The following is a 23665-nucleotide window of genomic DNA, read 5'->3' on the forward strand; positions in this document are numbered from 1 at the left end:
ATCTCCGACACGAGAGGAAACCAAGATATGACCGAAGTTCTGGAATTCGATTACATCATCGTCGGGGGCGGATCCTCGGGTGCGGCGACCGCAGCCCGTTTGAGCGAGAAGAACCCGGAGGCCCAGGTCGCGCTGATCGAGGCCGGTCCGGACGACGAGGGCATCGACGAGGTTCTGGCGCTCAACAGGTGGATGGAATTGCTCGAATCCGGCTACGACTGGGATTACCCGGTCGAGGAGCAGGAAAAGGGCAATTCATTCATGCGGATGGCGCGGGCCAAGGTGCTCGGCGGTTGCTCGTCGCACAACTCCTGCATCGCGTTCTGGGCCCCGGAAGAGGACCTCAACGAGTGGGAAGACAAGTTCGGCGCCAAGGGGTGGGACGCCGAGAACGGGTTCCGCCTGTACAAACAGCTGGAGACGAACGAGGATGCCGGAAAGCCCGGCAATGAGCACCACGGCGATTCGGGCCCCGTTCACCTGATGAACGTCCCACCCAAGGATCCCTGCGGCGTCGCACTCTTGGACGCGTGTGAACAGGCCGGGATTCCCCGGACCCAATTCAACTCGGGCAAGACCGTGACGAACGGTGCGAATTTCTTCCAGATCAACCGCCGTGCGGACGGTACCCGTTCGTCGTCGGCGGTCTCCTACATCCACCCGATCCGGGACCGGAAGAATTTCCACCTCATCACGGATACCCAGGTCAAGCGGGTCCTTTTCGACGAAGACAAGCGGGCCGTCGGCGTCGAGGTCGTGGACAATGCCTTCGCCGTCGCCAAGACCATCCACGCCCGCAAGGAGATCATTCTGTCCGCGGGTGCCGTGGATACGCCCAAGCTCCTGATGCTCTCGGGCATCGGCCCGGCCGAGCACCTGCGTGAGGTCGGTATCGAGGTCCTCCAGGACTCCCCGGGGGTGGGCGAGAACCTTCAGGATCACCCAGAGGCCGTTATCCAGTGGGAAGCCAAGAAGCCGATGGTCACCGACTCGACGCAGTGGTGGGAAATCGGAATCTTCACGGAACTGGATGTGCCTTTCGAGGATGAGTTCCCCGGTCGACCGAATTTCATGATGCATTACGGTTCGGTGAACTTCGACATGCACACCCTCCGGCAGGGCTACCCCACAGGAGACAATGTCTTCTGCCTGACCCCGAACGTGCCTCACGCTCGCTCGCGCGGAACCGTTCGCCTGCGTTCCTTGGACTTCAGGGACAAGCCGAAGTTCGACCCGAAGTACTTCACGGATGAGGAGGGCTACGACATGGCGATCATGGTTGCGGGCATCCGAAAGGCCCGTGAGATCGCATCGCAGTCGGCCCTGGACGAGTGGCGCGGACGCGAACTCTTCCCCGGTGAAGACGTCCAGACCGACGAGGAGATCGCCGACTACGTCGCCAAGACCCACAACACCGTCTACCACCCCGTCGGGACGGTGCGTATGGGAGCCGACGACGACATCGACTCTCCCCTGGATCCTCGTCTTCGCGTCAAGGGCGTGCAGGGGCTGCGCGTGGCCGATGCATCGGTCATGCCGGAGATTGTGGCCGTCAATCCCAACATCACGTGCTTCATGATCGGCGAGCGCGCCGCCGAATTGGTCACGGAGGACAACGCCTAAATCGCGTAATCTCCGCGAGGTGGCACTTTTGCCCGGCGCAGGCCGCCTGCACGAGGCCCATGTGCCACCTCGCGGCACCAGCCGCCCCGGTGCGCGTTACTCGTCTTGGTCGGGTCTCCGGGGCTGTACCTGGGGAAATTCCGCGGTCTCGGTCCGGGTCTGCGGCATCTGAATCGTGTCGATCGCGGACGTCTCCGGCGGAGCAGGAGCACGGTAACTGCGCAGCTGCGGAAACTTCGCGCTGAGTGCTCCGACGCTCGCCGCACACGCAATCGAGCCGTAGACCAACGCCATACCCGGACCGGCCCACTGCCCCGCAGCACCCATCACTCCGGAGCCGATGCGCGGCCCGCCGGTCACGGTCACGATGAACAGGCCTTGCAGTCTTCCGCGCATATGGTCGGGGGCCGCGGTCTGCAGAATGGTAGACCGGTAAATGCCTCCCACCGCGTCGGAGGCGCCGGCGACCATGAGACCCAGCAGGCACAGCATGAGGCCGGTCCAGGCGCCTGCGCTGCCCGGGGTCGTGCCGGTGGCGACCCACACGATCGCCAGCCCAGACCACAGCATCCCCACGGTCCATCCTGCATACGTCCAAGTCAGCGCCGCGCCCTGACGGGTCACCGCGACGGCGCGGCCCGAAAGCAAGGTCCCCAGAAAAGCTCCGACCGTCATGGTTCCGGACAGCAGGCCGGCCACGGCCGCATTGCCGCCCACCACGGTGATGGCCATCGCGGGGAACAAGGCCTGGGGAAACAGGAAAATCATTGCGCACAGGTCCAGGAGAAAAGTCATGGAGATCACCGGAGACCTGCGCACGAAGCGGAAACCTTCGAAGACCGCGGCGAATCCGTGGGACGGCGCGGCGTCGTCGTGATCAGGCCGCTGGGCGGGCAAACGGTACAGCGCCCACAGCCCCACGGTGAAAGTCACGACGTCGACGATGTAAGTCCATCCATATCCCACGGCCGCGACGAGGAAACCTCCGAGCATCGGCCCAAGGGTCATGGCAAGAGTATTGATGGACATGTTCAGCGCGTTGGCCGCGGGAAGCCGTTTCATTCCGACGACCTTCGGGATAATGGCTCCGCGCGCGGATTGGTTGATCGGATGGAAGAAGGACTGGACCGCCACGAGCCCGTAGAGCACCCCAACGTTCTCCAGATGCAGAAACGCTTGGAGAGCGATCAATACGCTGACCAACCAGAGGGTCAGCGAGGCCGCGAGCGCGACCACGCGCCTGTCCATCGCGTCCGCGATGACCCCGCCGTACATTCCGCCCACGATCAGCGGAAGCACCGCAACCAGCCCGACCGCTCCGACGGCGAATGTCGCCCCTGTGATGGCGAAAATCTCCAGTGAAACGGCCATCGTGGTGACTTGGAAACCCAGGGTCGAGAAGGCAGATCCCATCCACAACCGACGGAAGTCCGGGTACTTCCTCAGGGGTGTGAGGTCCATGAACAGCTTGGGCATGGGAAGAGCCTAGCCGGGAATACCCTCGCCCGGTTAGCTGTTATGGCCACCAAGACAAGGCAATCTTCGAAAGGAACTTACGTTTTGAGCACATCACCGAACGTCATATTCAACGACGGCAACCAGATCCCCCAGCTGGGATATGGCGTATTCCAGGTGGAAGACGACGTCGCCGAAAAGGTAGTTCAGCAGGCCCTCGACGCGGGCTACCGTCACATCGACACGGCGAAGATCTACGGGAACGAGGAAGGCGTGGGACGCGGTATTGCCGCATCCGACGTTGACCAGAACGATATTTTCGTCACGACCAAGCTGTGGAACGACGACCAGGGATACGAGTCGACCTTCGAGGCCTTTGACCGCTCGGCGGAGCGCCTCGGCCTGGACAAACCGGTCGACCTCTACCTGATTCACTGGGCCCAGCCCGAGAACAAGCGGTACGTGGACACGTGGAAGGCTTTCATCGAGCTCCAGAAGCAGGGCAAGGTCAAGTCGATCGGCGTCTCCAATTTTCCTGAAGAGCAGTTGCGCGAGATCGTCGAGGAAACCGGAGTCACTCCGGCCATCCATCAGGTCGAGTTGCATCCCTTCTTCAATCAGGAGGATATACGCCGAGTCAACGCCGAGTTGGGCATCGCGACGGAAGCCTGGTCTCCCCTGGGCCAGGGCGGAGAGGTTCTCCAGGAGAAGGTCATCACCGACATCGCTGAAAAGCACGGTGTGACCGCGGGCCAGGTTGTTATCGCGTGGCATCTTGCTCTGGGCAATGTGGTCATCCCCAAGTCGGTCACTCCCGAACGTATCGTCGAGAACTTCAAGTCCCTCGACTTGAAGCTCACGGAGGCGGAAATCCAGTCCATCAGCGGTCTCAGTCGTGAGGATGGTCGCATCGGTCCCAATCCGTCCGAGACAATGTAGCAAAGGTTCGCAGTGCAAGAACCTTCGGCGCCCCTTCCGCAAAGTCCGGAAGGGGCGCCGCTGTGTGTCGGCCGCGGGGTGTAAGCGTTCGCAGTACCAGGTAATATCGCGTTCGCTTCTTGGCAGCTCACGCCGAGGATGCATACGCTCATAAGGAAAGACGCAGTCAGCGGCAATGGGTCCGCTCCCGTCTTTCACCCCGCCGCCCGGCGGATAATTCTTGGTGGGATGAAGGGATCATGGACGGTTCAGAATGCGAGGGATACTCGAAGTTCCTCGACGCTTTCAAACCTCTTGTCAATGAACTCGCCGACGCAGGTTGGACGCGCAGCGAATCCCGCCACCGTTTGGTGACGCTGTACCCGAGCATTCCGCGCCACTATCTGGACCGGGCTCTGTCCCAATACCCCCAGCGGTTCGTGCATCCCGGCGAGGAGTCGCTCAACAGCACGTTGCTCGCCTCGGGTGTCTGGCTGGCCCTCAACCATCTGCTAGACCTCGGCGAGGACCGCCGCTTCATTGCGGTTTCTGGCGACCCCGCAATCGTCCAGGATATTTCCCGGATCTTCGAGGCCGCCGGCGCTACGGAAGAACAGACAGCCGCGCTTCTGGGCAAAGTCGGCGCGACGCTGTCTTTTCTGACCGAATTCCCGCAGACGTCGATCACCAGCGCAGAGTATGAGGCCTTCCGCAATGAATTGCCCGGCGATCTTCTCGAGATGTCACGGTTGGTGCGGAGCAACTGGCCCGCGAGCGCTCGGTCGCTGAGTTCCCAATTCGGCGAAGGTTCATGGTCGCGTGCCCTTGTCTCGATCGGGTTGGCTCCCAGTAAGCGCTATGGTCCGGATGGCACGGACCGCGTTCCGGATTTCACTCAGGACCGGTTCCGGAGTGCCATCGCTGACTTCCTCACGTATTGCATCCGGAACAATCGCAAACCGTTGGCGCTGCTTTACGGTCGGTGGTCTTCCGATGTCGCCCGGCACACGACGCCCCGCCCCACTCTGGCGGCCCTGCGCAATCGTTTCGGGTCGTGGCACAAGGCCTTGGTTCATGGCCGCCGGCTCATCAATGAGGAGGCTCCCGGTCGGTGCGATCCCCGGTACGAAGAGAATTGGGTGGGCCCCTGGGGAAACGGCGAGTCCGCCTCGGGAGCGCAAGGGCCAGGTTCATGGTCGCCTCAGCATTGGATCGACCGGGGAATCGGCGTCGTCGAACACGTCGGCGGTGAGGCCACCGGTGACGAGACGGCCTGGCGCAGTCTGATCGAAGAAATAGGCCAGGCGATCAAGGAGCTCCCGTGGAAGCATTTCCTCACCGTCGACTACGCCACCGGCAATACGGGAGGGGACTCCCCCTACGCACAGGCATTTACCGGTCCGGGCGGGGTCTCGGTTTCCCTGGTTTCGGAGCACTTCCTCCCGGCGATCATGTGGCCTCTGGACGAGGAATACCTGAAAGAAGCAGGTTGGACGCCGCCGAATCCGCATCGGTGGCACTGGGAGCAGTCCCAGCTAGCGTTGAATGAAGCGGCCGGGCTACTGGTGGACGCGCTCCGCTATGGCAGGGGCTGTTCCGATCCATACCGATTCCGGTGGGGCTCGGGAGCCATCTACGACTTGGGCCGGTCTGCCACGGCCCCGACTCTTTAAGGCTTCACCACACTCACGCTGAGCAGGAGATGATTCTTGGTGTCTTCGACGCCGCCAACAGGTCCGGTCGACAACGAGTGGTTGGGCTATACGCGAGGCACTCCGGAATTCACGAGAATGCTCGTGGCAATGTTCTGTGCGGGCGTGGCGACTTTCGCTCCCTTGTATTCTCCACAGGCGGTTTTGCCGTCCATTGCCTCGGATCTGAATCGTGATGTCGCCTCCGTTGCCCTCATCGTTTCTGCGGCCACGCTCGGTCTTGCCCTCTTCGCGCTGCCTTGGACTTACGTCGCCGATCGGTGGGGCAAGAACCGCACCATGGCGATCGCGATCATCACCGCAACGCTCTTGGGCCTGTTGATCCCTTGGGTTCCTCACTTCGGGATGCTGCTGTTCTTCCGGTTCGTGCAGGGCGCCGCCTTGGCCGGGCTCGCGGGGGTTGCCGTCGCGTTCATCACCGAGGAGACCCAACCCCTCCATGCGGGGGCCGCAACCGGGTTGTACGTTTCAGGAACCACGATCGGAGGGCTCGCAGGTCGCCTCATCTCGGGTCCCGTCGCACAGTTCACGGACAACTGGCGAATCGCCATCGTGTCCGTCGCGGTTCTGGCGACGGCCGCCGCCGTCGCGTTCCTCATTCTGCTGCCCAAGGCCCGACGCTTCACGCCCGTGCCGGCATCGGGTGCTATCCGCACAACCCTCGGACGCATCGGCGGACACCTCAGAAGCCCCGGCATGGTCAGCCTTTTTCTGTTGGCTTTCACCCTCATGGGCGCATTCGTGACGGTGTACAACTACGTCGGGTTCAAGCTGGAGCTGCCACCGTATTCGCTTTCCGAGGTAGCGATCTCGTTGCTTTTCTTGGCGTACCTTTCGGGGACCTTCACCTCGAGCGTCGCGGGTCGACTTGCCGCCCGGTTCGGTCGACTCACCACGATTCTGATGTCAATGTTCGTCATGATTGCAGGAGTCCTGCTGACCACGACCGCGCCCCTCGTCCTCGTCGTGATTGGACTGGTCCTGCTGACGATGGGGTTCTTCGCGGCACACTCTGCGGCCTCCGCGTGGACCGGTTTGCTCGCGGGCGACGGCAAGGCCCAAGGCACCGCGATGTACAACCTTTTCTACTACGCCGGTTCGGCAGTCGTGGGTTGGGCAGGAGGATTCTTCTACATCGCAGGAGGTTGGATTCTGACGGGTTGGTTCTGCATCGCGGTTGTGGCCTTCGGCGCATTATTCTCCGGGGTCGTGCTTCGCGGCCAGAAAACCGCTAAGGTGGAGCGCATCGAAGGGGAGTAGTTCCCAACGGCGCTTTGAAACGCCAAAGAGGATTGTCGACACGCTGGAGAGCAGTCTCCCGGCAATCCACCCATCGCATCGTAAGGGCCCCGGCCTTGCGTCATGTTGCGACGGGCGAGCGAGACCTTCGGCCCCATGACCCATCCAGGGATCAACAAACTAGGGCCGAAGTCTCCGCGACGTTTCCTCGTGGTGCGCGGCCCGGAGGAGACGCCCCCTATGAGCCAAGAGCCGATGAAACCCCATCCTGCCGGCCACAAATCATCCAGCTCCCGCTACCCCGATTCCCCCGGCGCAGTCCAAGGGTCGGTGAGTCCCGAGTCCATCACCGCATCCCAGCGACGCCGTTGGCGCCGGTACCTTGCCGACGAGATTTCTGAAGCCAAGGTGTATCACTACTTGGCGGAACGAACCGAGGGCCGCGACTCGGAAATTTTGTCCGAAATGGCGGACGCCGAGAAACGGCACCAAGAGCATTGGCGAGATCTTCTCGGTCCTAGTGCGCACCCCGAGCCGCGCCCGTCGGCCTCGTCCCTTGCGCTCCAGTTCATGGCAAAGCATTTCGGGTCCGTTTTCGTCCTGGCGTTGGCCCAACGAGCCGAAGGCCGTTCCCCTTACGATGAGGATCCGGACGCGCCCGACTCGATGGCCGCGGACGAGGCAGTTCACGAGGAGGTCGTACGGGCCCTGGCAACCAACGGCCGTGAGAAGCTCTCCGGCAATTTTCGGGCCGCGGTATTCGGGGCCAATGACGGGCTGGTATCCAACGTCGCCCTCATCATGGGTATCGGCGCTTCCGGAGCGAGCCCTCACATAGTCCTGCTCAGCGGTGTGGCGGGCCTGCTGGCGGGCGCCTTGAGCATGGGGGCGGGCGAATTCGTCTCGGTGCGATCCCAACGGGAGCTTCTGGACGCCTCACGCCCGACCCAGGTCACCCTGGATGTGGCCCCCGACCTGGACATCGACCGTAACGAGCTCGAACTCATTTACCGGGCGCGCGGCATGAACCAAGAAGCCGCTCGGCACCGGGCCATGGAGAGGTTCGGGTACTTCGAGTGCGATTGCGACCCTTCCTTCTCCCACCGGCCTGAGTCAGAGCTGAAAGAGGAGTCCGCGGAAAATGTCGCTCTGGGCACGGACCTTGGGGCGGCGGCGTCGAGTTTCTGCTTCTTCGCTTCGGGCGCGATCATCCCGATCCTGCCCTATATCTTCGGCGTCTCCGGGCTCCCGGGCATGGTCATTTCCCTATTGCTCGTGGGCATCGCGCTCATGGGGACCGGCGCCGTCGTGGGGCTGCTGTCCGGCGCGTCCCCGCTCAGGCGCGGATTCCGTCAGCTCCTGATCGGGTACGGGGCCGCAGCAGCGACCTACGTTCTGGGGTTGTTGTTCGGCACGTCCGTCGGAGGCTAGTGCTCCTGGTGCACGCTGCGTCAGGCTGCGGCACCCCGACGGTCGGCCGGTCAGGTGCCGCAGTAGGTGACGTAGCGTCCCTGGTCAGCCGGGGCAGGCTCGGTGTACCGTTCGTAGCCCGGCCTTTCGGTGAAGGGATGGGTCACGACGTCGAGTAGTTCGCTGAACGGCCCCATATCCCCGTCGTTAGCGGCCGACAGTGCTTCCTCGACAAGATGGTTTCGAGGTATGTACACCGGATTGGCACGGTCCATGGCCTCGGGGTTCGGCTGGAGCCGGCTCCATCGGATAAACCACTCGTCGAAGCGCGGATCTCCGATACGTTCTCGAAGCGCTTCCGATGAGTCCCCGCTCCGGAGGGCATCGGAGAGAGACCGGAATGTGCTGGTGAAGTCCAGGCTGGATTCCGACATAAGATCCAGGAGCTCATTCGCAAGCTCGCGGATCGTCGACCCATCTGTCTCGGCCCCCTCGTGATCGACCGAAGCTCCTTCGAGTCCCAGCTTACGTGCCATGACCCTCGTCCAAGCGGATTCGTAGAGGGGTGCGAAAGTCTGGAGGGCTTCGGTCGCGACTCGGACGGCTTCGTTGGGGTCATCGTCGAGGACCGGCAGCAACGCTTCGCCGAGGCGCGCGAGATTCCACTCGGCGATGCCCGGCTGGTTGCCGTAACGGTAACGTCCGCCCGAATCGATCGAGCTGAAAACGGTCGCGGGCGAGTAGGCATCCATGAAAGCGCATGGGCCGTAGTCGATCGTCTCCCCGGAAATTGTCATGTTGTCGGTGTTCATGACGCCGTGGATGAAACCCACGGCCATCCACTGCGCGACCAGCTCGGCCTGAACGCCGATCACGCGCTGATACAAGTCCAGGGCAGGGTTGTCGTGCTTTTCCTGGCTTTCTGCACCGTGGCGTTCGCGGGCTACGTCGACCAGGCGCCTGACCAGATCAAAGTTCCCGAGACTCTGCGCAGCGTATTGGAACGTACCCACGCGCAGATGACTGTTCGCGACTCGGGCTAGAACGGCCCCGGGAAGCATCCGTTCGCGAAGGACGTCCTCCCCCGTCGTGGTCACGGCCAGGGCACGAGTCGTGGGAATTCCTAGGGCATACATGGCTTCGCTCACGAGGTATTCGCGAAGCATCGGGCCCAGGACGGCTTTCCCATCAGCGTTGCCTCGAGCGAACGGTGTTCGCCCGGACCCTTTGAGATGCAGATCCCGCAGTCTGCCGTCCGAGGCTGTGATCTCGCCGAGAAGAAGCGCTCTGCCGTCCCCGAGCCGCGGCGCGTAGGAACCGAATTGATGGCCCGCGTAGCCTTGGGCTACTGGCGTGGAGTCTTCGGAAGGTGCTGCACCTGTCAGGAAACGAAGTCCTTCCGGACTCCGGAGGTACTCCGGTTCGAAACCGAGAAAACCCGCCAGGGCCTCGTTGAGCACAATGTGACCGGCGGCCTCGGGCTCATCTGCCTTCCATTCGACGGACAGCTCGGGAAATGCTTCGGCGAACAAGGACTGCATACGGCTCCTTCGACGGTTGTCTGATCAGTAGAACACTGCCGACTTCGTGTTATTCCCGTGAACCTGCGCCTACGCAAAACCGCCCGGACGGTCAGGTCCGGGCGGTTGGGCGAAACTCGGTTGAGTTTACTTGTTCGCGAAGATCTCGCGCATGAGCTGAGCGGACTCGGAAGGAGTCTTGCCGACCTTCACCCCGGCGGCCTCGAGGGCCTCCTTCTTGGCTTCGGCGGTGCCGGAGGAGCCGGAGACGATGGCGCCTGCGTGGCCCATGGTCTTGCCCTCGGGAGCCGTGAAGCCCGCGACGTAGCCGACGACCGGCTTGGTCACGTGCTCCTTGATGTAATCCGCGGCGCGTTCCTCGGCGTCGCCGCCGATCTCACCGATCATCACGATGGCCTCGGTATCAGGATCCGCTTCGAAGGCCTCAAGGGCATCGATGTGCGTCGTGCCGATGACTGGGTCACCGCCAATTCCGATCGCGGTCGAGAACCCGATGTCACGCAGCTCGAACATCATCTGGTAGGTCAAGGTTCCGGACTTGGAGACCAAGCCGATCTTGCCCGTACCGGTGATGTTCGCGGGGGTGATGCCGACGAGGGACTCGCCGGGGGTGATGATGCCCGGGCAGTTGGGTCCGATGATCCGCGTCTTGGGCTTTCCATCAGCACCGGTGTTGGCCTTGGCATGTGCCCAGAACTCGGCCGAGTCCTGGACCGGGATGCCTTCGGTGATGACGACGACGAGGGGCACCTCGGCGTCGATGGCCTCGATCACGGCGTCTTTGGTGAATGCCGGCGGCACGAAGACGATCGACACGTTGGCACCGGTCTCCTTGACGGCCTCGTCAACGGTTCCGAAGACGGGCAGATCGACGTCGGAGCCGTCCTGGGCCTTGTGGGACACCGTGGTGCCGGCTTTGCGTGCATTCACGCCGCCGACAACCTGGGTACCCGCAGCCAGCATGCGCGCGGTGTGCTTGGTTCCCTCGCCGCCGGTGATGCCCTGAACGATGACCTTGGAGTCTTTGTTCAAAAAGATAGACATGTTTTCCTTACAAATCTTGAGATGTATCGGCGGGTTCTTAGGAAGCCTGATGCGCGAGCTCGGCGGCTTTGTCCGCACCGGAGTCCATGGTTTCTGCCTGGGTCACCAGCGGGTGGTTGGCCTCATTCAGAATCCGACGGCCCTCTTCGACGTTGTTGCCATCGAGGCGGACAACGAGGGGCTTGGTCGCCGTGTCTCCGAGGATCTCCAGGGCCTTGACGATGCCCGTGGCCACGGCGTCACATGCCGTGATTCCGCCGAAGACGTTGACGAAAACCGATTTGACCTGGTCATCGCCGAGGATCACGTCGAGACCGTTGGCCATGACCTCAGCAGAGGCGCCACCACCGATGTCAAGGAAGTTGGCAGGCTTGACGTTACCGTGCTTTTCGCCGGCGTAGGCCACCACGTCGAGCGTGGACATGACGAGACCCGCACCGTTGCCGATGATTCCGACCTCACCGTCGAGCTTGACGTAGTTGAGATCGTTTTCCTTGGCCTTGGCCTCCAGCGGATCGGTCGAGGACTTGTCCTCGAGGCCTGCGTGGTCCTCGTGGCGGAACTCGGCATTGTCGTCCAGAGATACCTTGCCGTCGAGCGCCAGGATGTCGCCTTCGCCGGTCTTGACCAGCGGGTTGACCTCAACCAGGGTCGCGTCTTCCTTGTCGAAAACCTCTCCCAGCTTGACCAGCACGTGAGCCACCTTGGAACGGAGCTCCTCGGGGAAGCCCGCGGCAGCGACGATTTCTTCCGCCTTGGCCTGATTCAACCCGTCGGCCGGGTTGACCTCGACGCGAGCCAATGCCTCTGGGCGCTCCTCAGCGAGCTGCTCGATTTCCATGCCGCCTTCAACGGAGCACATGGCCAGGTAGGAGCGGTTGGCACGGTCAAGAAGAACCGAGAAGTAGTATTCCTCGGCAATGTCCGCACCCTGCGCGATCATCACGCGGTTGACGGTGTGACCTTTGATGTCCATGCCCAGAATCTGGGAAGCGTATTCGTAAGCCTCGTCGGCCGACTTGGCGACCTTGACGCCGCCGGCCTTGCCGCGACCGCCCACCTTGACCTGCGCCTTGACGACGGTCACGCCACCGATCTTCTCAGCGGCAGCTTTTGCTTCTTCGGGAGTTTCGGCAACGATCCCTTGAAGTACGGGTACACCGTGCTTCTCGAAGAGATCGCGTGCCTGGAATTCAAACAGGTCCACGGATATGTGTCCTTCTTCGTCGAAGTCGTGCCGGGTGAACCGTCCAGCCCATCCGGCTTGATTGTCGTGGAGCGCCCTCATCCGCCGTGACCCATCGATCATCGCGGGAGACAGACGCTCCCCTGAGGCGACTTTAGCTCAGAAGGTGGTAGGCACCCTAACTAGAAAGGCCGTGTTTCGCTGCGAAACAGTGGTCCCTGAGTCACAATTCACTCAATCTTTTCTTCGGCGGGCTCGACCGGATCGCCGAATTCGAGAGACGAGTCGGAGCGGTCTTTCGACCATACGACGGCGCCCAGTGCGAGAAGGGCCGCACCCATCAGCAAATACGCCGGCCACATGGTGTTACCGGTCTTGTCGATCAGCCAGGTATTGACGGCACTCATCGGTCCCCCGAAGAGCGCGTTGCCGATGTTGAAGACCAGGGCGAATCCGCTGAAACGCGCGGCCGTGGGGAACAATTCCGAAACGGCCGACGGCAATGCGCCGTCGTTGAGGGACAGAAATGCTCCCATGACCACCAGGGCGGAGACTGCCAGCCAATAGTGCCCCGTGCCCATGACCGCGAATGCCGGGACCGAAAGGACGATGAATAGTGTAGAAGCGAGGATCAGCGTGCGCCTCCTGCCTATCCGGTCGGCTATGGATCCCGTGAGGAAGATGAACGCGATGTAGGTGACCAGAGACAACGTCGTGGCTAGTTGAGACGCCGTCGCGTCGTAACCCAGGTTCTCGGCCAGGTACGTCGGCATGAAAGTCAGCACCACGTAGAAGCCGACAGCGTTCAGCAGGACTATCCCGAGCCCCTGGACCAGTTGCTTTGGGGCGTGGGTGACCAATTCGACCAATGGCGGCGTGGGTTTCTGGCCCCGCTTGACGATCTTCATTTGGTTGGTGTTGTGCTTGACGAATGCTGGCGTGTCTTCGATTTTGCGCCGAATGTACAGGCCGATCAGGCCGAGAGGCGCAGCCACGAGGAATGGCAACCGCCAACCCCACGCGTTCATGGCGGCGCCGTCCAACAATCCGTACAGCAGGGTCGCTGCGAGCGAGCCCAGGAGCAGGCCCGACGCCGTCGAAGCAGGAACCACCGACGCGTATCGTCCTCGTTTCCCTTGGGGTGCGAATTCGCTCAGGAGAGCGGAAGCACCGGCGTATTCGCCGGATGCGGAAAAGCCCTGAACCAATCGGAGAACGAGCAAAATGATCGGAGCGGCGATTCCTATCGTGGATGCGCCCGGCAGGCACCCGATGAGGAAGGTAGCGCTGGTCATGAGAAGGATCGACCACGCAAGGGTTTTGGTTCGCCCGAAGCGGTCTCCCCAATGGCCCCAGAAGAAAGCTCCCACGGGGCGGATCAAGAACGCCACGGCAAAAAGCCCGAAGGCCAAGAACGTGGAATTCTCGGCGTTTCCGGGAAAGAACTCGGCACCGATCGTAACGGCTAAATAGCTGTAGGCACCGTAGTCGAACCACTCGACAAAATTTCCGAGGAAACTGGAAACGACGGCTTTTCGCCTCTGACTGTCGTCCGGGTCCGTTGCGTCGAGTTGACGATGCGCCGTGTTTTCCGAAGACCGGCTGTCAGATAAGGAGGTCATACATGCCCTTCAAGGTGTGGTTTCCACAACACCCTACCGGCATTTTTCCATGTCAGCAGGTTGTGGGCCCATACCCTGGCGTCATTCTCGGAACCAGTACTCTGTCCCTGTTCCTCTGCGAATCGCCCGGCGAGACGGCTATTGCTCGACCTTCTTCAACGGTGCGTAGCGCAGGAGCAGCCGTTTTTCCTCGTTGGCGAATCGGACCTTGGCGACCGTTTTGTCGCCACCACCTTCCAAAGCGATGACGCGGCCCGTGCCGAATGTCTTGTGCTCGACGGTGTCCCCGATGGCCAAGGAGGGAATTTCTTTCGACTGATTGATCCGAGATGCCTTGGTTGCACGCGTGCCCAAGTTCGGTGAGCCTTCGATTCCGCCGGAATATCCGGCGTCGTGACTTGCAGGTGCCGGACGCTGGGTAGGACCGGTACCGCGTCCGCCCCAGGCCCCGGATCCGCTCCAGGTTCCGTGGTCGCGTCGGCCCGGGCCGCCCCCGAATGCGCCGGAACCGTATACAGGCGAGCCGAATCCTCCCGCGGAGAATCCCGAAGCCGACCCGAGTCGTTTCCAATCAATCAGGTGCTCCGGAATCTCCTCCAGGAACGGGGACGGCGGGTTGAATTGCCCCTGGCCCCACATGGAACGCGATTCAGCTCGAGTCAGGTATAGCCTCTCCATTGCGCGAGTCAGCCCAACATATGCGATGCGGCGTTCCTCGCTCATCTCGTTCTCGTCGGCTAGTGCCCGCTGATGCGGGAAAATCCCGTGCTCCATGCCCGTCAGGAAAACGACCGGGAACTCGAGTCCTTTGGCGGTGTGCAGGGTCATCAGGGTCACGACGCCCTGTTCGCGAGCTTCGGCAACCTCCCGCGCGACCTGGGCGGCCGAAACGCCGCCTTCCTCCTCGTCGCCCTGTTTCGGCCGGTTCGGGATCTGGTCCGCGTCGGCCACCAGCGAGACGTGCTCCAGGAATTCAGTCAGGCCGCCCTCAGGGTTGTCTCTTTCGAACTCGCGGACGACCGCCACAAGCTCGGCGAGGTTTTCCACCCGCGATTCATCCTGCGGATCGTCAGAAGTCCGGAGCGACTCCAGATATCCGGACTGTTCCAAAACGGCCTCGAGGCACGTCGCGGCCGACTCTGTGGAAGCGATCTGCTCAAGATCGTCCATCAGCGTGACGAACGCACCGATCTTCTTGGCACCGGAGGCGGCCAGTCCGGGCGCTTCCTCCGCATTGCGGGCCGCGGCCATGAATGAAGTCCGGTTCCTGGAGGCGAGGTTTGCGATCGCGCCTTCGGACCGAGCACCGATTCCACGCTTCGGCTCGTTGAGGATGCGGCGGACGCTGATGTCATCATCCGGATTCATGAGCGCGCGCAGGTACGAGAGCGCGTCCTTGATCTCTTTGCGCTCGTAGAAACGCGTCCCGCCCACCACGCGATACGGAAGGCCCACACGCATCAAGATCTCTTCCACCGAGCGCGACTGCGCATTGGTCCGGTAGAACACGGCGACGTCGCCCGGAGCGACTCCCTCTTCATCCCGAAGTCGGTCGATCTCTTCGGCGATGAACCGTGCCTCGGCGTGTTCGTTCTCCGCGACGTAACCCGTGATGAGGGCACCGTCTCCGGAGGCGGTCCACAGTTTCTTGTCACGGCGGTTGGGATTGCGTTCGATCACCGAGTTCGCCGCGCTCAGAATGTTCTGCGTGGACCGGTAATTCTGTTCCAACAAGATAGTGCGCGCCGACGGGTAGTCCCGTTCGAAGTCGGTGATGTTCCGGATGTCGGCCCCACGGAACGCATAAATGGACTGGTCGGAATCGCCTACAACCGTCAATTCGGCCGGTTCGGCTCCTCGGGGATACGGCGTGGCTTGCTCCTGAGCGGAATTCTCAGCCGCATCGTGACCGGTGAGTTCTCGCACGAGCGCGTACTGGGCGTGGTTGGTGTCCTGGTACTCGTCGACCAGAATGTGGCGGAACCGGCGTCGGTAATACTCGGCGACTTGGGGAAAGGCGCGGAACATGAAGACCGTTTCCGCAATGAGGTCGTCGAAATCCATCGCATTCGCCGCACGCAACCGACGGGTGTATTCGCTGTACACTCGAGCGACATTCGATTCCCACGGGTCAGTACTGGATGCGGAAGAAGCATTTCGCTCGGCATCGATCAGCTCGTTCTTGAGCGCCGAGATCCGGTGCTGCAGAGCCTTGGGGGCGAACTTCTTGGAGTCCAGTTCGAATTCCTTGGCGATCAATGTCACCAGCCGCAGGGAATCCGCGGCATCGTAGATCGAAAACGAGGATTTCATCCCCAGTGTGCCCGCCTCGCGACGCAGAACGCGGACGCAGAAACTGTGGAAGGTCGAGATCCACATCTTTTCGGCGCGTGGCCCCACCAATTCGACAACGCGATCGCGCATCTCGGCCGCGGCCTTGTTCGTGAAAGTGATGGCCAAGATCTCGCCCTGATGCGCGCGACCTGTTGCGAGCAGATAAGCAATGCGGTGCGTCAGAACACGGGTTTTGCCGGATCCGGCCCCGGCGACAATCAACAGGGGCGATCCCGAATGTGTCACCGCCGCCGCCTGGTGCTCGTTGAGGCCCTCAACCAGTGACTGAGGATCACGAGGTCCGGCTCCCGGTCCAGTGGACGAGGAGCTCTCGGGCGTAAAAAAGGAAGAGTCGCGCAGAAAATCCATACCGAGAACCAGTCTAGGCGAACATAGTTTCGATTGGCTCCCCCATCCACAACCACAAGGTCCATAATTGGACTATGGGTATGTCGAAGGGGCAAAAACGGCGCATGTACGGCAATCGGGTGGAACCAGCCTCACCGCCGCGAAACCCCGCGCAAGGGCGCAGCTCAGGCTCCCGGGCGTCCAACGACCAGCAAAAGACGGCCACGCCCCACCTCCAGCCACAGTCTGCATCGGTTTCTTCGCCGCGAACACGTCCCCAGCAGAAATCCTCCGCCGGGGTCATCACCGGCGCGCTTCTCGTGGTTTCGGTCCTGATGTTCGTCTTCCTCCACGCATGGGTGCTCCCTCAGCTCGGAGCGAGCGCCGACGTGGCCTTGCCGGAACTGCGGCCACTGGGTTTCTCTTCCGATGCGCAACGCATCGCAGACCAACTCGGCGACCAGGGGCTGCATGCCTATTCGTCGATCCATTGGTCCTGGGGGCTCATCACCCCGATTTTCCTGAGCGCCGCATGGATCGCCATGATCGCGGCGTCCGGGCTCAGGGGTGGTTTGCGATGGCTCCTGTGGGCTCCCCCGATCCTCTTCATGCTCATTTCCCTCGCGGGCAGCTTCACGACCGACGCCGCCCTCGCCCACCCTGCCGGCTCAGGGCCGACGGTCGCGACGGCGCTCATCCTCGTTCGGTGGGGCCTGCTGGTCGTCATGATCGTTGAGGCGGCATGGCTCGCGACGCGATTGATCCGAGGGAAATTGGACGCATTTTCTCGCGGCGAGCTCGAGGGCCAGCAACCGGTGCGCTGACCCCCGTGCTCCGGATCAGGCCTGCTTCGAACGATCCATCTTGCGGGGACGGAAGAAGGCGGCAACCACAGCCGCGAGTAACACGGCCGCTGCGGGAAGCAAGATACTCTGCCCCATCGCGGTCGCGTACCCATCACGGAGCATCTCCGGCAATTGGGTGCTGCCGGCTGCGGCCTCTCCCCCTTGGGCGGATTGCCCTGACATCTGGGGAAGGTTCGCTGCGATGCGGTTCTCCATCATCATCGCGATCAACGATGAGCCGAGAACGGATCCAACCTGACGGGTCGTGTTGAAGACGCCGGAGCCCGCACCGGCCTGCTGCGGGGACAGGTCGCGTGTCGTCGTAATGGAAATCGGCGCCCACATGCAGGACCCCCCGATGCCCATGACGAACGAGGGAATCAGCATGATCCAGATCGACGTATCGGGGGCCATGAAGAACCAATATCCCACTAGACCCAGAACGTTCATGAGGAGGCCGAAGACCGCAATGAAGGGCGCTCTCGCGGCCGTGATCAAACGTCCGACGACGGGGGCCAGGACACCCGAGACGATGGCCATCGGAGCAATCATCAGTGCAGCCTGGGTCGGGGCCATGCCGCGAACGAGCTGGTAGTACAGCATCAGCGGCAGTACAAAGGACACGATCATCAGCCCCACCATGCTGATCGCAGAGTTTCCCAAGGAAAAGTTCCTGTCACGGAACAAACCGAGAGGGATCAGCGGTTCTGCCGGGGTGACCTTCTGCCAGACAACAAAGAGGGCGAGGAAGATCACGCCGGCGATGATCAGTTCCGGAACCGTGATAGGCCCCCAGATCTTGCCCCAGTCGTGACCGTGGCCTTCTTGAATTCCGAAGACGATGAGGAACATCGCGATGGCGCTCAGCACGACTCCGAGATAGTCCATCTTGTGCCGGTGGATTTCGAGCTTGGGAACTTTCTGCCAGGCACGAACGAACGCGAAGATGCCCACGGGGATGTTGACGAAGAATATCCATTCCCAGCCCAGGCTGTCGACCAGGAGCCCGCCCAGGATCGGCCCCAGCAAGCTGGCGACGCCGGCGGTCGCGCCCCAAATGCCCATAGCGGCACCGCGACGCTCCGGAGGGAACATTCGGGTAATGATTGCCATGGTCTGGGGGGTCATGATCGCCGCGCCCAGCCCCTGGAACACACGGGCGATGATGAGCATCCCGACCGTGCCGGAGAGCCCACACCACAACGACGCCAGCGTGAACAACGCGAGGCCGCCCAGATACATTCGACCGGGACCGACACGATCCCCCAGCCTTCCGGTCACCAAAAGAGGCACGGCGTAGGCGAGCAAGTAGGCGCTCGTGACCCACACGACCTGATTGATGTCGGTGTCAAAGTGATTCATGATCGCCGGCATCGCGGTGGATACGATGGTTGCATCGATCAGGATCATGAAGAACCCGATCACAATGGCCCAGAGCGCACTCCATGCCTGTTTGTCTTCTTTTTTGGGATCGACGCCGTCGCCCTGGTGGGCTTCGCGAGTCTCCTCTGCCGGTGGCATTTCCGCGGGTTTCGAAGCGGTAGACGAGGTATCCGCACGCGCCTCCTCCGAGGTGGCACCGCTGTGCCGCGGAGTGTATTCGGGACTCATAATTCTTCTTTCAGGAAGTCGGTGTGGGGGAAATCTCGGCCCACGTCAGTGCACCGCTCTCGACGAGATCGATGGTGCGCTGCATGTGGTTGACCTGTGCTGTCTGTACTTCGAGCAGATAGGTGTCTTCCAGAAGGAAGATCTCGCTGATGCCGGTTTTCCGGGCATGGTTGAGGCGTTCGATCCTGCTCGCGCGAAGCTCGTGCAGTTCCTTGATCCTTTGCTGGAAGGCCCCTCTGACCGTCTTCCACGGCAGTTTGGGTGCGACGGCCAGGGCCACGGGGAAGACAGGATACTCATTCCGAGCCTTGGAAAGCTCGGAAATCACCCAGTTTGTCGCAGCCCGTTCGCCGGACGGTTCGAGGGCGTACACGGTCCGTTCGGGCCGGTTGCTTTCCCGCTCGATCCGGTCGATTCTGACCAGGCCGCTTTCTTCCATTTTTTCGACGGCGTGGTACAGCGTTCCAGGACTGACTTTGATCAATTGGTCGTCCCCGCGTTTCTTGAGAACCTGGAACATTTCGTACGGATGCATGGGGCCTTCGCGGAGCAGTCCCAACACCGTTACCGCCAATGGCTTGAGCTCGACGCGTCCTCCTTCTGGGTATTCCACGCCAATTATTCTACTCAGAATATATAGCTTTGCGAATAGAAGACCGGTTGTTATCGATGCAGTCCAGCCATTACTGCCTCCGTCCCCGCTTCCCGCCATCGATAACCCTGAAGCCGCTGACAAAACGCCTAAACGCCAGATCTGACCACGAAACCCCAAGAAGCAGCACGATTTGCTTCACACGGAACGGGACCAGCGCCCTCCTGCGGCGCCTGCCCCAGGGAGGGGCAATAACACAATCTATTCAAGTTTTCTTTCAATTTTGCGTTGATTTAAATCCTTGCGCGCCCATTCTTCACCCCGTAAGGTTTGATCCGTACTCGCGGGTACAGAATATAAGGAACCATGCAAGGATCGCCGCCTCGCAATGCCCCGGCAACCTCTTTGTTTCGATAACACTGTTCTCGGCGCGATGGGCGCCACGGCATTTCGGGACAGTATGTCCAAGAATCAACACGATGGAGAAATCATGGATATTGTAGGAATCATCAAAGCAGCTCTCGTCGCGGGTGGCGACATCGTAGCCGTCATCGAGAAGATCGTCTCGGCGATCTTCGGCAACTAGCACTGCCAGAGGTGGGCCGCCCTATAGGGCCGCCCACCTCCCCCTTTCCGCTCGCCGGATCGTGGCGTGAGCGGAGCCCAGAAAGCACAGGAGCGACCCCGCGGCCTTACTGGCACTCAAACCATGCTCCCGCCCCAGAATCGAAACCAGCTTTTCGTCCGCGCCCTTTTCGCTCTGACGTCTCCAGCACCGAGAATCATGTGTCGGTTCTTCGACCGCCTCATGCCGTCGGCGTGGGAGTAACCAGAATTCATCGACTCGGATTAACAATTCTTGTGAGTTTATGGATTACCGTCTTCACGCGGTCGAGATCTGCAGCTCCTGCTTTCGGGGCAATCCCTGACGGAGCGGTATTGCCGACGCCATCGCAATCCGACTGGTGTGCTGGCCACCACCCCCGGCCACCAGTGGCGGGCCTGCTCGATCTCATTCGAAGCCCGCCGCCCCCACGAAACGGGGGTGAGGCGGAGGTCACTCGAGTCGGTGCCGTTATCCCTCGTTGGTGTGGTGGTTGCCCGATTCGGTGCAGCTTTCCTGTCTGAGGAGAGGCTACCCGATTCGGTGGCGGTTTCCCACGTTAGAAAGGGGTATAACCCCACCACCACGATGGGAAATGCCCCTCAATCAGGCAACCCCCATCCAACAGCACCCCGGAGCCGAGAGCAACCCTTGAGGGGGTCGCCGTGACGACTCAACCCGCTTATGGGGAGCCTTCCCCGCAGAATCGACGCACGACGCCCGTGAAACTACACACGTCAGGAGAGAATACGTGCCCTCGAGTGGATTCGAACCACCGACACCGGCTTTAGGAGAGCCGTGCTCTATCCCCTGAGCTACGAGGGCGCACCGCTCTAGTCTACAGGGTTTGCGTGCAATGCTGGAGTCATGGCCGTTTTGATTGACCCGCCTTTGTGGCCCGCGCACGGAACAGTGTTCTCCCATCTCGTATCCGATTCCAGTCTCGAGGAACTGCACGAACTGGTCGGTCGAACCTCGATCAGCCCCAGAGCATTCGATCACGATCACTACGACGTACCGGCGCACCTGATCGACGAGGCCGTCGCCGCAGGCGCCACCCGCGTGTCGGCACATGAGCTCACACGTCGCCTCACGGCCTCTGGCCTGAGAATCCCGGCCAAAGAACGACCGGCCAGACTTCGGCGACGCCTAGCGCGCGAGTGGAAGGACCTTGTCCCCACCGCCCCCGAACTCGGTGATTTTCTTCTGGATCGATGGGACGCACCGGGTCGCGAATATCACACATCCGTTCACTTGTCCGAGGTCCTCGGGAACGTGCGCACACTCGGCAATGCGGAGAGCGTCGGTCCTGAGTCCTCCCGCATCCTAAGCATCGCGTCCTGGTATCACGACGCCGTGTATCACGGCATACCGGGCAAGGACGAACGAGCAAGCGCAGAACTGGCCGTAGCCCACCTCACCGGCCATGTGGAGACCGCAGAAATCAGTCGCGCGCAGGCGATCATCCTCGGAACGATCGATCACACCCAAGCCTCCAAGGAATCACTCTGGCCGATCTTTCACGACGCCGATTTGGGAATCCTGGCGGCTTCACGGGAGCGGTATGAGCGATATGTCGCCTCGGTGCGTCGAGAATACTGCCGCGTCCCGGAGGGGGTGTTCCGTAGCACCCGTGCCGAAATTCTGGAAGGATTCCTTGGCCAGGACGCGCTTTATCTCACGGACTGGGCCAAACGGTGGTGGGAGGAAAAGGCTCGCCAAAACCTTCGGTCAGAGATCAAAGCGCTTCGGAGCGAGTGAGTAGGCGTGTCAGCCGCGATTTGATTCGCTTTTCGTGCCATTCGCACGATTCTTGCGAGAACGAGAGCGGTTGTAGATGACTGCCGATACGAGACCAATGATGATGCCGATTCCGCCGACGATTGAGACCCACATCGCGGGGTTGCCGAGGGAGAAGGACAGAATCAGTCCGATGATGATCCCCGGAACGGCACCTGCCACCATGCCAACGGCCATCGCTTGGAATTCTTGATCGCTGCTGCTCTTGGGGGGCTCAAACTGTGAGGGCATGACTTCATGATAGATCGTCAACCTTGGCCTAAGCGCAAAAATGCGGCCCCCACTGGTCTACGGGGGCCGCACCGCTCGGAACCGGTACCGGCTCCGAAGTGACGAGCTTTCGCCGTAATGGCTCAACTCGTCCAAGGAGGAAAAACCTACTTGCCCAGCATAGTCATAAATTCGGCGATCCAGGCGAATTCGGGCGGAAGAATACTCACTCGGGAGGTTTGTCTTCACTTCGGCCGCGGCGTCTTTTGTCCGCGACGGACTCTGCGGGCTAATGTGCATGGGGCCACAGGCCCGGAGCGATCGAACGCAAAAAAGGGGCGCCCGGGTTTCCCTCCCAGGCGCCCCTTATTACTCATAAGGCGAAGTCAGTGTGCCGAAATTACATTCCGGGCATGCTGTAGTAGCCATCAACCGGCATCATTCCGCCGCCGTCAACCGAAGTGATTTCGGTGCCCTGCGAAGGGTTCAGCGCGGAGACCATCTGGCCATTACCGAGGTAGATACCAACGTGCTCGTAGCCATTGGTGAAGACGACGTCACCCGGCTGCGGATCAGAGGTCGGGGTCAGCTGGTTCTTCATCGAGTGGGTGTAGGAATCCAACTGAACTCCGGACTGTGCAGCAACGTAGGACACGAAGCCTGAGCAGTCCCAAGCCTTGAAGTCCGAGCCGCCCCAAACGTAGGAGCCGCCGATGCCGGCCTTGGCATCCTCAACGATCTTGGCACGGTTGCCGGAGACGTTGGTGTTGCCCGAATCCTGGGTGTTGGATGCCTGAGCACCGTTGTCAACGGCCTGGGTATTGGATGCCTGAGTGCTGAAATCAGCAGTCTGCACGTTGGAGGACTGCGTGGTGTACGAGGCGTTGTCGACCGGCTCTGCGGTTGCGAATGCGTTGGCCGGTGCTACCGAACCGGCGATGACGCCTGCGGCGGCGACAGCGATACCGGTGTTGCGGACAGCGTGGGACTGGGTTGCAGCGCGGTGGCGAGCAATGTGCTTAGTCATAATAAAAGTTTTCCTCCCTGTGCCTGCGAGGTGAGCTGTCGGGTTCGGATGGGAGACACCCGGTCGCGCAAGCGACTTAACCCCAAGGGCTCTTACAAAGAAGAACCCGTTATTGGGTCCCCCGCCTCTGCCAACGGACGTGTCGGTTTTTTGGTTCTTCGGTTAGTGGCAGAGCTAGGCGTTCTAACCGAAGGTGCCGTCTCGACCAGTGATTGGCACGAGTTCGAGAGTACACACGGGACACGGAAAAGTCACGTTTTGGTCACGACGATCCGGAACAAACCGTGTTCACCGACCCTTCTCGAGGTTGACGGGCACCACTTCCGACGTCGGACGAGAAAATCCAATCAGCCCCTGACAAGCACTATTGCAGGGAAGTTGGCTTATTCAGTGGCTGTGACTTGCGACACGGCGTAACACTTAAAATTTTTTTCCGTGTCGTACGGCACAGGATCTTCCCTGTGACTTTTTGGCTCTCCGGGTGGCTCTCCAGGTCTCTGTCAGGGGTCCCACGGGTCACGAAAAGGTCACGAAATGATTAAGC

At 61.3% G+C, this 23665-nt stretch carries 17 protein-coding genes, 1 tRNA gene and 1 riboswitch; of the genes, 7 read left to right on the top strand and 11 right to left on the bottom strand.

The window, feature by feature from the left end; translation table 11 throughout:
* Nucleotides 1-27 precede the first annotated feature (27 nt).
* Entirely contained in the window at nucleotides 28-1623 is a 1596-nt protein-coding gene (locus tag EWV35_RS12515) for a GMC family oxidoreductase (RefSeq protein ID WP_129662319.1), read from the top strand.
* Nucleotides 1624-1719: 96 nt separating this feature from the next.
* Here the strand turns inward: EWV35_RS12515 and EWV35_RS12520 are convergent, their stop codons facing one another.
* Nucleotides 1720-3099 carry an MFS transporter gene (locus tag EWV35_RS12520; RefSeq protein WP_129662320.1) on the bottom strand — a complete coding sequence of 460 codons (1380 nt, stop codon included), beginning with the start codon at nucleotides 3097-3099 and terminating at the stop codon, nucleotides 1720-1722.
* A gap of 84 nt (nucleotides 3100-3183) precedes the next feature.
* On the opposite strand from EWV35_RS12520, the gene EWV35_RS12525 reads away from it, so the two are divergent.
* The 4 genes from EWV35_RS12525 (at nucleotide 3184) to EWV35_RS12540 (ending at nucleotide 8378) form a co-directional block, all read left to right on the top strand.
* Nucleotides 3184-4017 (top strand): aldo/keto reductase, encoded by an 834-nt coding sequence (locus tag EWV35_RS12525; RefSeq protein WP_238654502.1) that lies wholly within the window; start codon nucleotides 3184-3186, stop codon nucleotides 4015-4017.
* 239 nt (nucleotides 4018-4256) lie between these two features.
* Nucleotides 4257-5669 (top strand): TY-Chap domain-containing protein, encoded by a 1413-nt coding sequence (locus EWV35_RS12530; RefSeq protein ID WP_129662322.1) that lies wholly within the window; start codon nucleotides 4257-4259, stop codon nucleotides 5667-5669.
* A 39-nt stretch (nucleotides 5670-5708) separates the two neighbouring features.
* Nucleotides 5709-6968: an MFS transporter gene (locus EWV35_RS12535; protein ID WP_238654504.1), complete on the top strand. Its 1260-nt coding sequence runs from the start codon at nucleotides 5709-5711 to the stop codon at nucleotides 6966-6968.
* Between the two features lie 219 nt (nucleotides 6969-7187).
* The gene (locus EWV35_RS12540) at nucleotides 7188-8378 is read left to right on the top strand and encodes a VIT1/CCC1 transporter family protein (protein ID WP_238654506.1); all 1191 of its coding nucleotides are present in this window, start codon (nucleotides 7188-7190) and stop codon (nucleotides 8376-8378) included.
* Between the two features lie 50 nt (nucleotides 8379-8428).
* On the opposite strand, the gene EWV35_RS12545 is transcribed toward EWV35_RS12540, so the two are convergent.
* The 5 genes from EWV35_RS12545 to EWV35_RS12565 all read right to left on the bottom strand — a co-directional run bounded on the left by EWV35_RS12545 (nucleotide 8429) and on the right by EWV35_RS12565 (nucleotide 16453).
* Complete coding sequence (locus EWV35_RS12545; RefSeq protein WP_129662324.1) at nucleotides 8429-9898, bottom strand: protein adenylyltransferase SelO; 1470 nt, start codon at nucleotides 9896-9898, stop codon at nucleotides 8429-8431.
* A gap of 126 nt (nucleotides 9899-10024) precedes the next feature.
* Nucleotides 10025-10942, bottom strand: coding sequence for a succinate--CoA ligase subunit alpha (gene sucD / locus EWV35_RS12550; RefSeq protein WP_129662325.1), 918 nt, complete (start codon nucleotides 10940-10942; stop codon nucleotides 10025-10027).
* A 37-nt stretch (nucleotides 10943-10979) separates the two neighbouring features.
* The gene (gene sucC / locus EWV35_RS12555) at nucleotides 10980-12149 is read right to left on the bottom strand and encodes an ADP-forming succinate--CoA ligase subunit beta (protein WP_129360786.1); all 1170 of its coding nucleotides are present in this window, start codon (nucleotides 12147-12149) and stop codon (nucleotides 10980-10982) included.
* A gap of 209 nt (nucleotides 12150-12358) precedes the next feature.
* On the bottom strand, nucleotides 12359-13750 hold the full coding sequence (locus tag EWV35_RS12560) for an MFS transporter (RefSeq protein ID WP_129662326.1): 1392 nt from the start codon (nucleotides 13748-13750) through the stop codon (nucleotides 12359-12361).
* A gap of 138 nt (nucleotides 13751-13888) precedes the next feature.
* Nucleotides 13889-16453, bottom strand: coding sequence for a UvrD-helicase domain-containing protein (locus tag EWV35_RS12565; RefSeq protein ID WP_129662327.1), 2565 nt, complete (start codon nucleotides 16451-16453; stop codon nucleotides 13889-13891).
* A gap of 74 nt (nucleotides 16454-16527) precedes the next feature.
* Between EWV35_RS12565 and EWV35_RS12570 the strand changes: the two genes are divergently transcribed.
* Entirely contained in the window at nucleotides 16528-17256 is a 729-nt protein-coding gene (locus EWV35_RS12570) for a hypothetical protein (protein ID WP_129662328.1), read from the top strand.
* Between the two features lie 15 nt (nucleotides 17257-17271).
* On the opposite strand, the gene EWV35_RS12575 is transcribed toward EWV35_RS12570, so the two are convergent.
* From EWV35_RS12575 to EWV35_RS12585, 3 genes are all read right to left on the bottom strand, one after another.
* Nucleotides 17272-18888 (bottom strand): DHA2 family efflux MFS transporter permease subunit, encoded by a 1617-nt coding sequence (locus EWV35_RS12575; protein WP_274542964.1) that lies wholly within the window; start codon nucleotides 18886-18888, stop codon nucleotides 17272-17274.
* Between the two features lie 10 nt (nucleotides 18889-18898).
* Nucleotides 18899-19501, bottom strand: a complete 603-nt coding sequence (locus tag EWV35_RS12580) for a PadR family transcriptional regulator (protein ID WP_165168570.1) — start codon at nucleotides 19499-19501, stop codon at nucleotides 18899-18901.
* A gap of 1335 nt (nucleotides 19502-20836) precedes the next feature.
* Nucleotides 20837-20909: transfer RNA gene (locus tag EWV35_RS12585), tRNA-Arg, on the bottom strand.
* A gap of 42 nt (nucleotides 20910-20951) precedes the next feature.
* On the opposite strand from EWV35_RS12585, the gene EWV35_RS12590 reads away from it, so the two are divergent.
* Complete coding sequence (locus EWV35_RS12590) at nucleotides 20952-21845, top strand: DUF4031 domain-containing protein (protein WP_129662330.1); 894 nt, start codon at nucleotides 20952-20954, stop codon at nucleotides 21843-21845.
* 9 nt (nucleotides 21846-21854) lie between these two features.
* Here EWV35_RS12590 and EWV35_RS12595 read toward each other — a convergent pair whose 3' ends face one another.
* Both EWV35_RS12595 and EWV35_RS12600 read right to left on the bottom strand, forming a co-directional pair.
* A complete protein-coding gene (locus tag EWV35_RS12595; protein ID WP_129662331.1) occupies nucleotides 21855-22115 on the bottom strand; it encodes a hypothetical protein in 261 nt (86 codons plus the stop codon).
* 379 nt (nucleotides 22116-22494) lie between these two features.
* Nucleotides 22495-23121: a C40 family peptidase gene (locus EWV35_RS12600; RefSeq protein ID WP_129662332.1), complete on the bottom strand. Its 627-nt coding sequence runs from the start codon at nucleotides 23119-23121 to the stop codon at nucleotides 22495-22497.
* A gap of 8 nt (nucleotides 23122-23129) precedes the next feature.
* Nucleotides 23130-23279: riboswitch (cyclic di-AMP (ydaO/yuaA leader) on the bottom strand.
* Nucleotides 23280-23665: the final 386 nt, after the last annotated feature.

The sequence above is a fragment of the Rothia uropygialis genome, from assembly GCF_004137765.1.
Lineage (GTDB): Bacteria > Actinomycetota > Actinomycetes > Actinomycetales > Micrococcaceae > Rothia.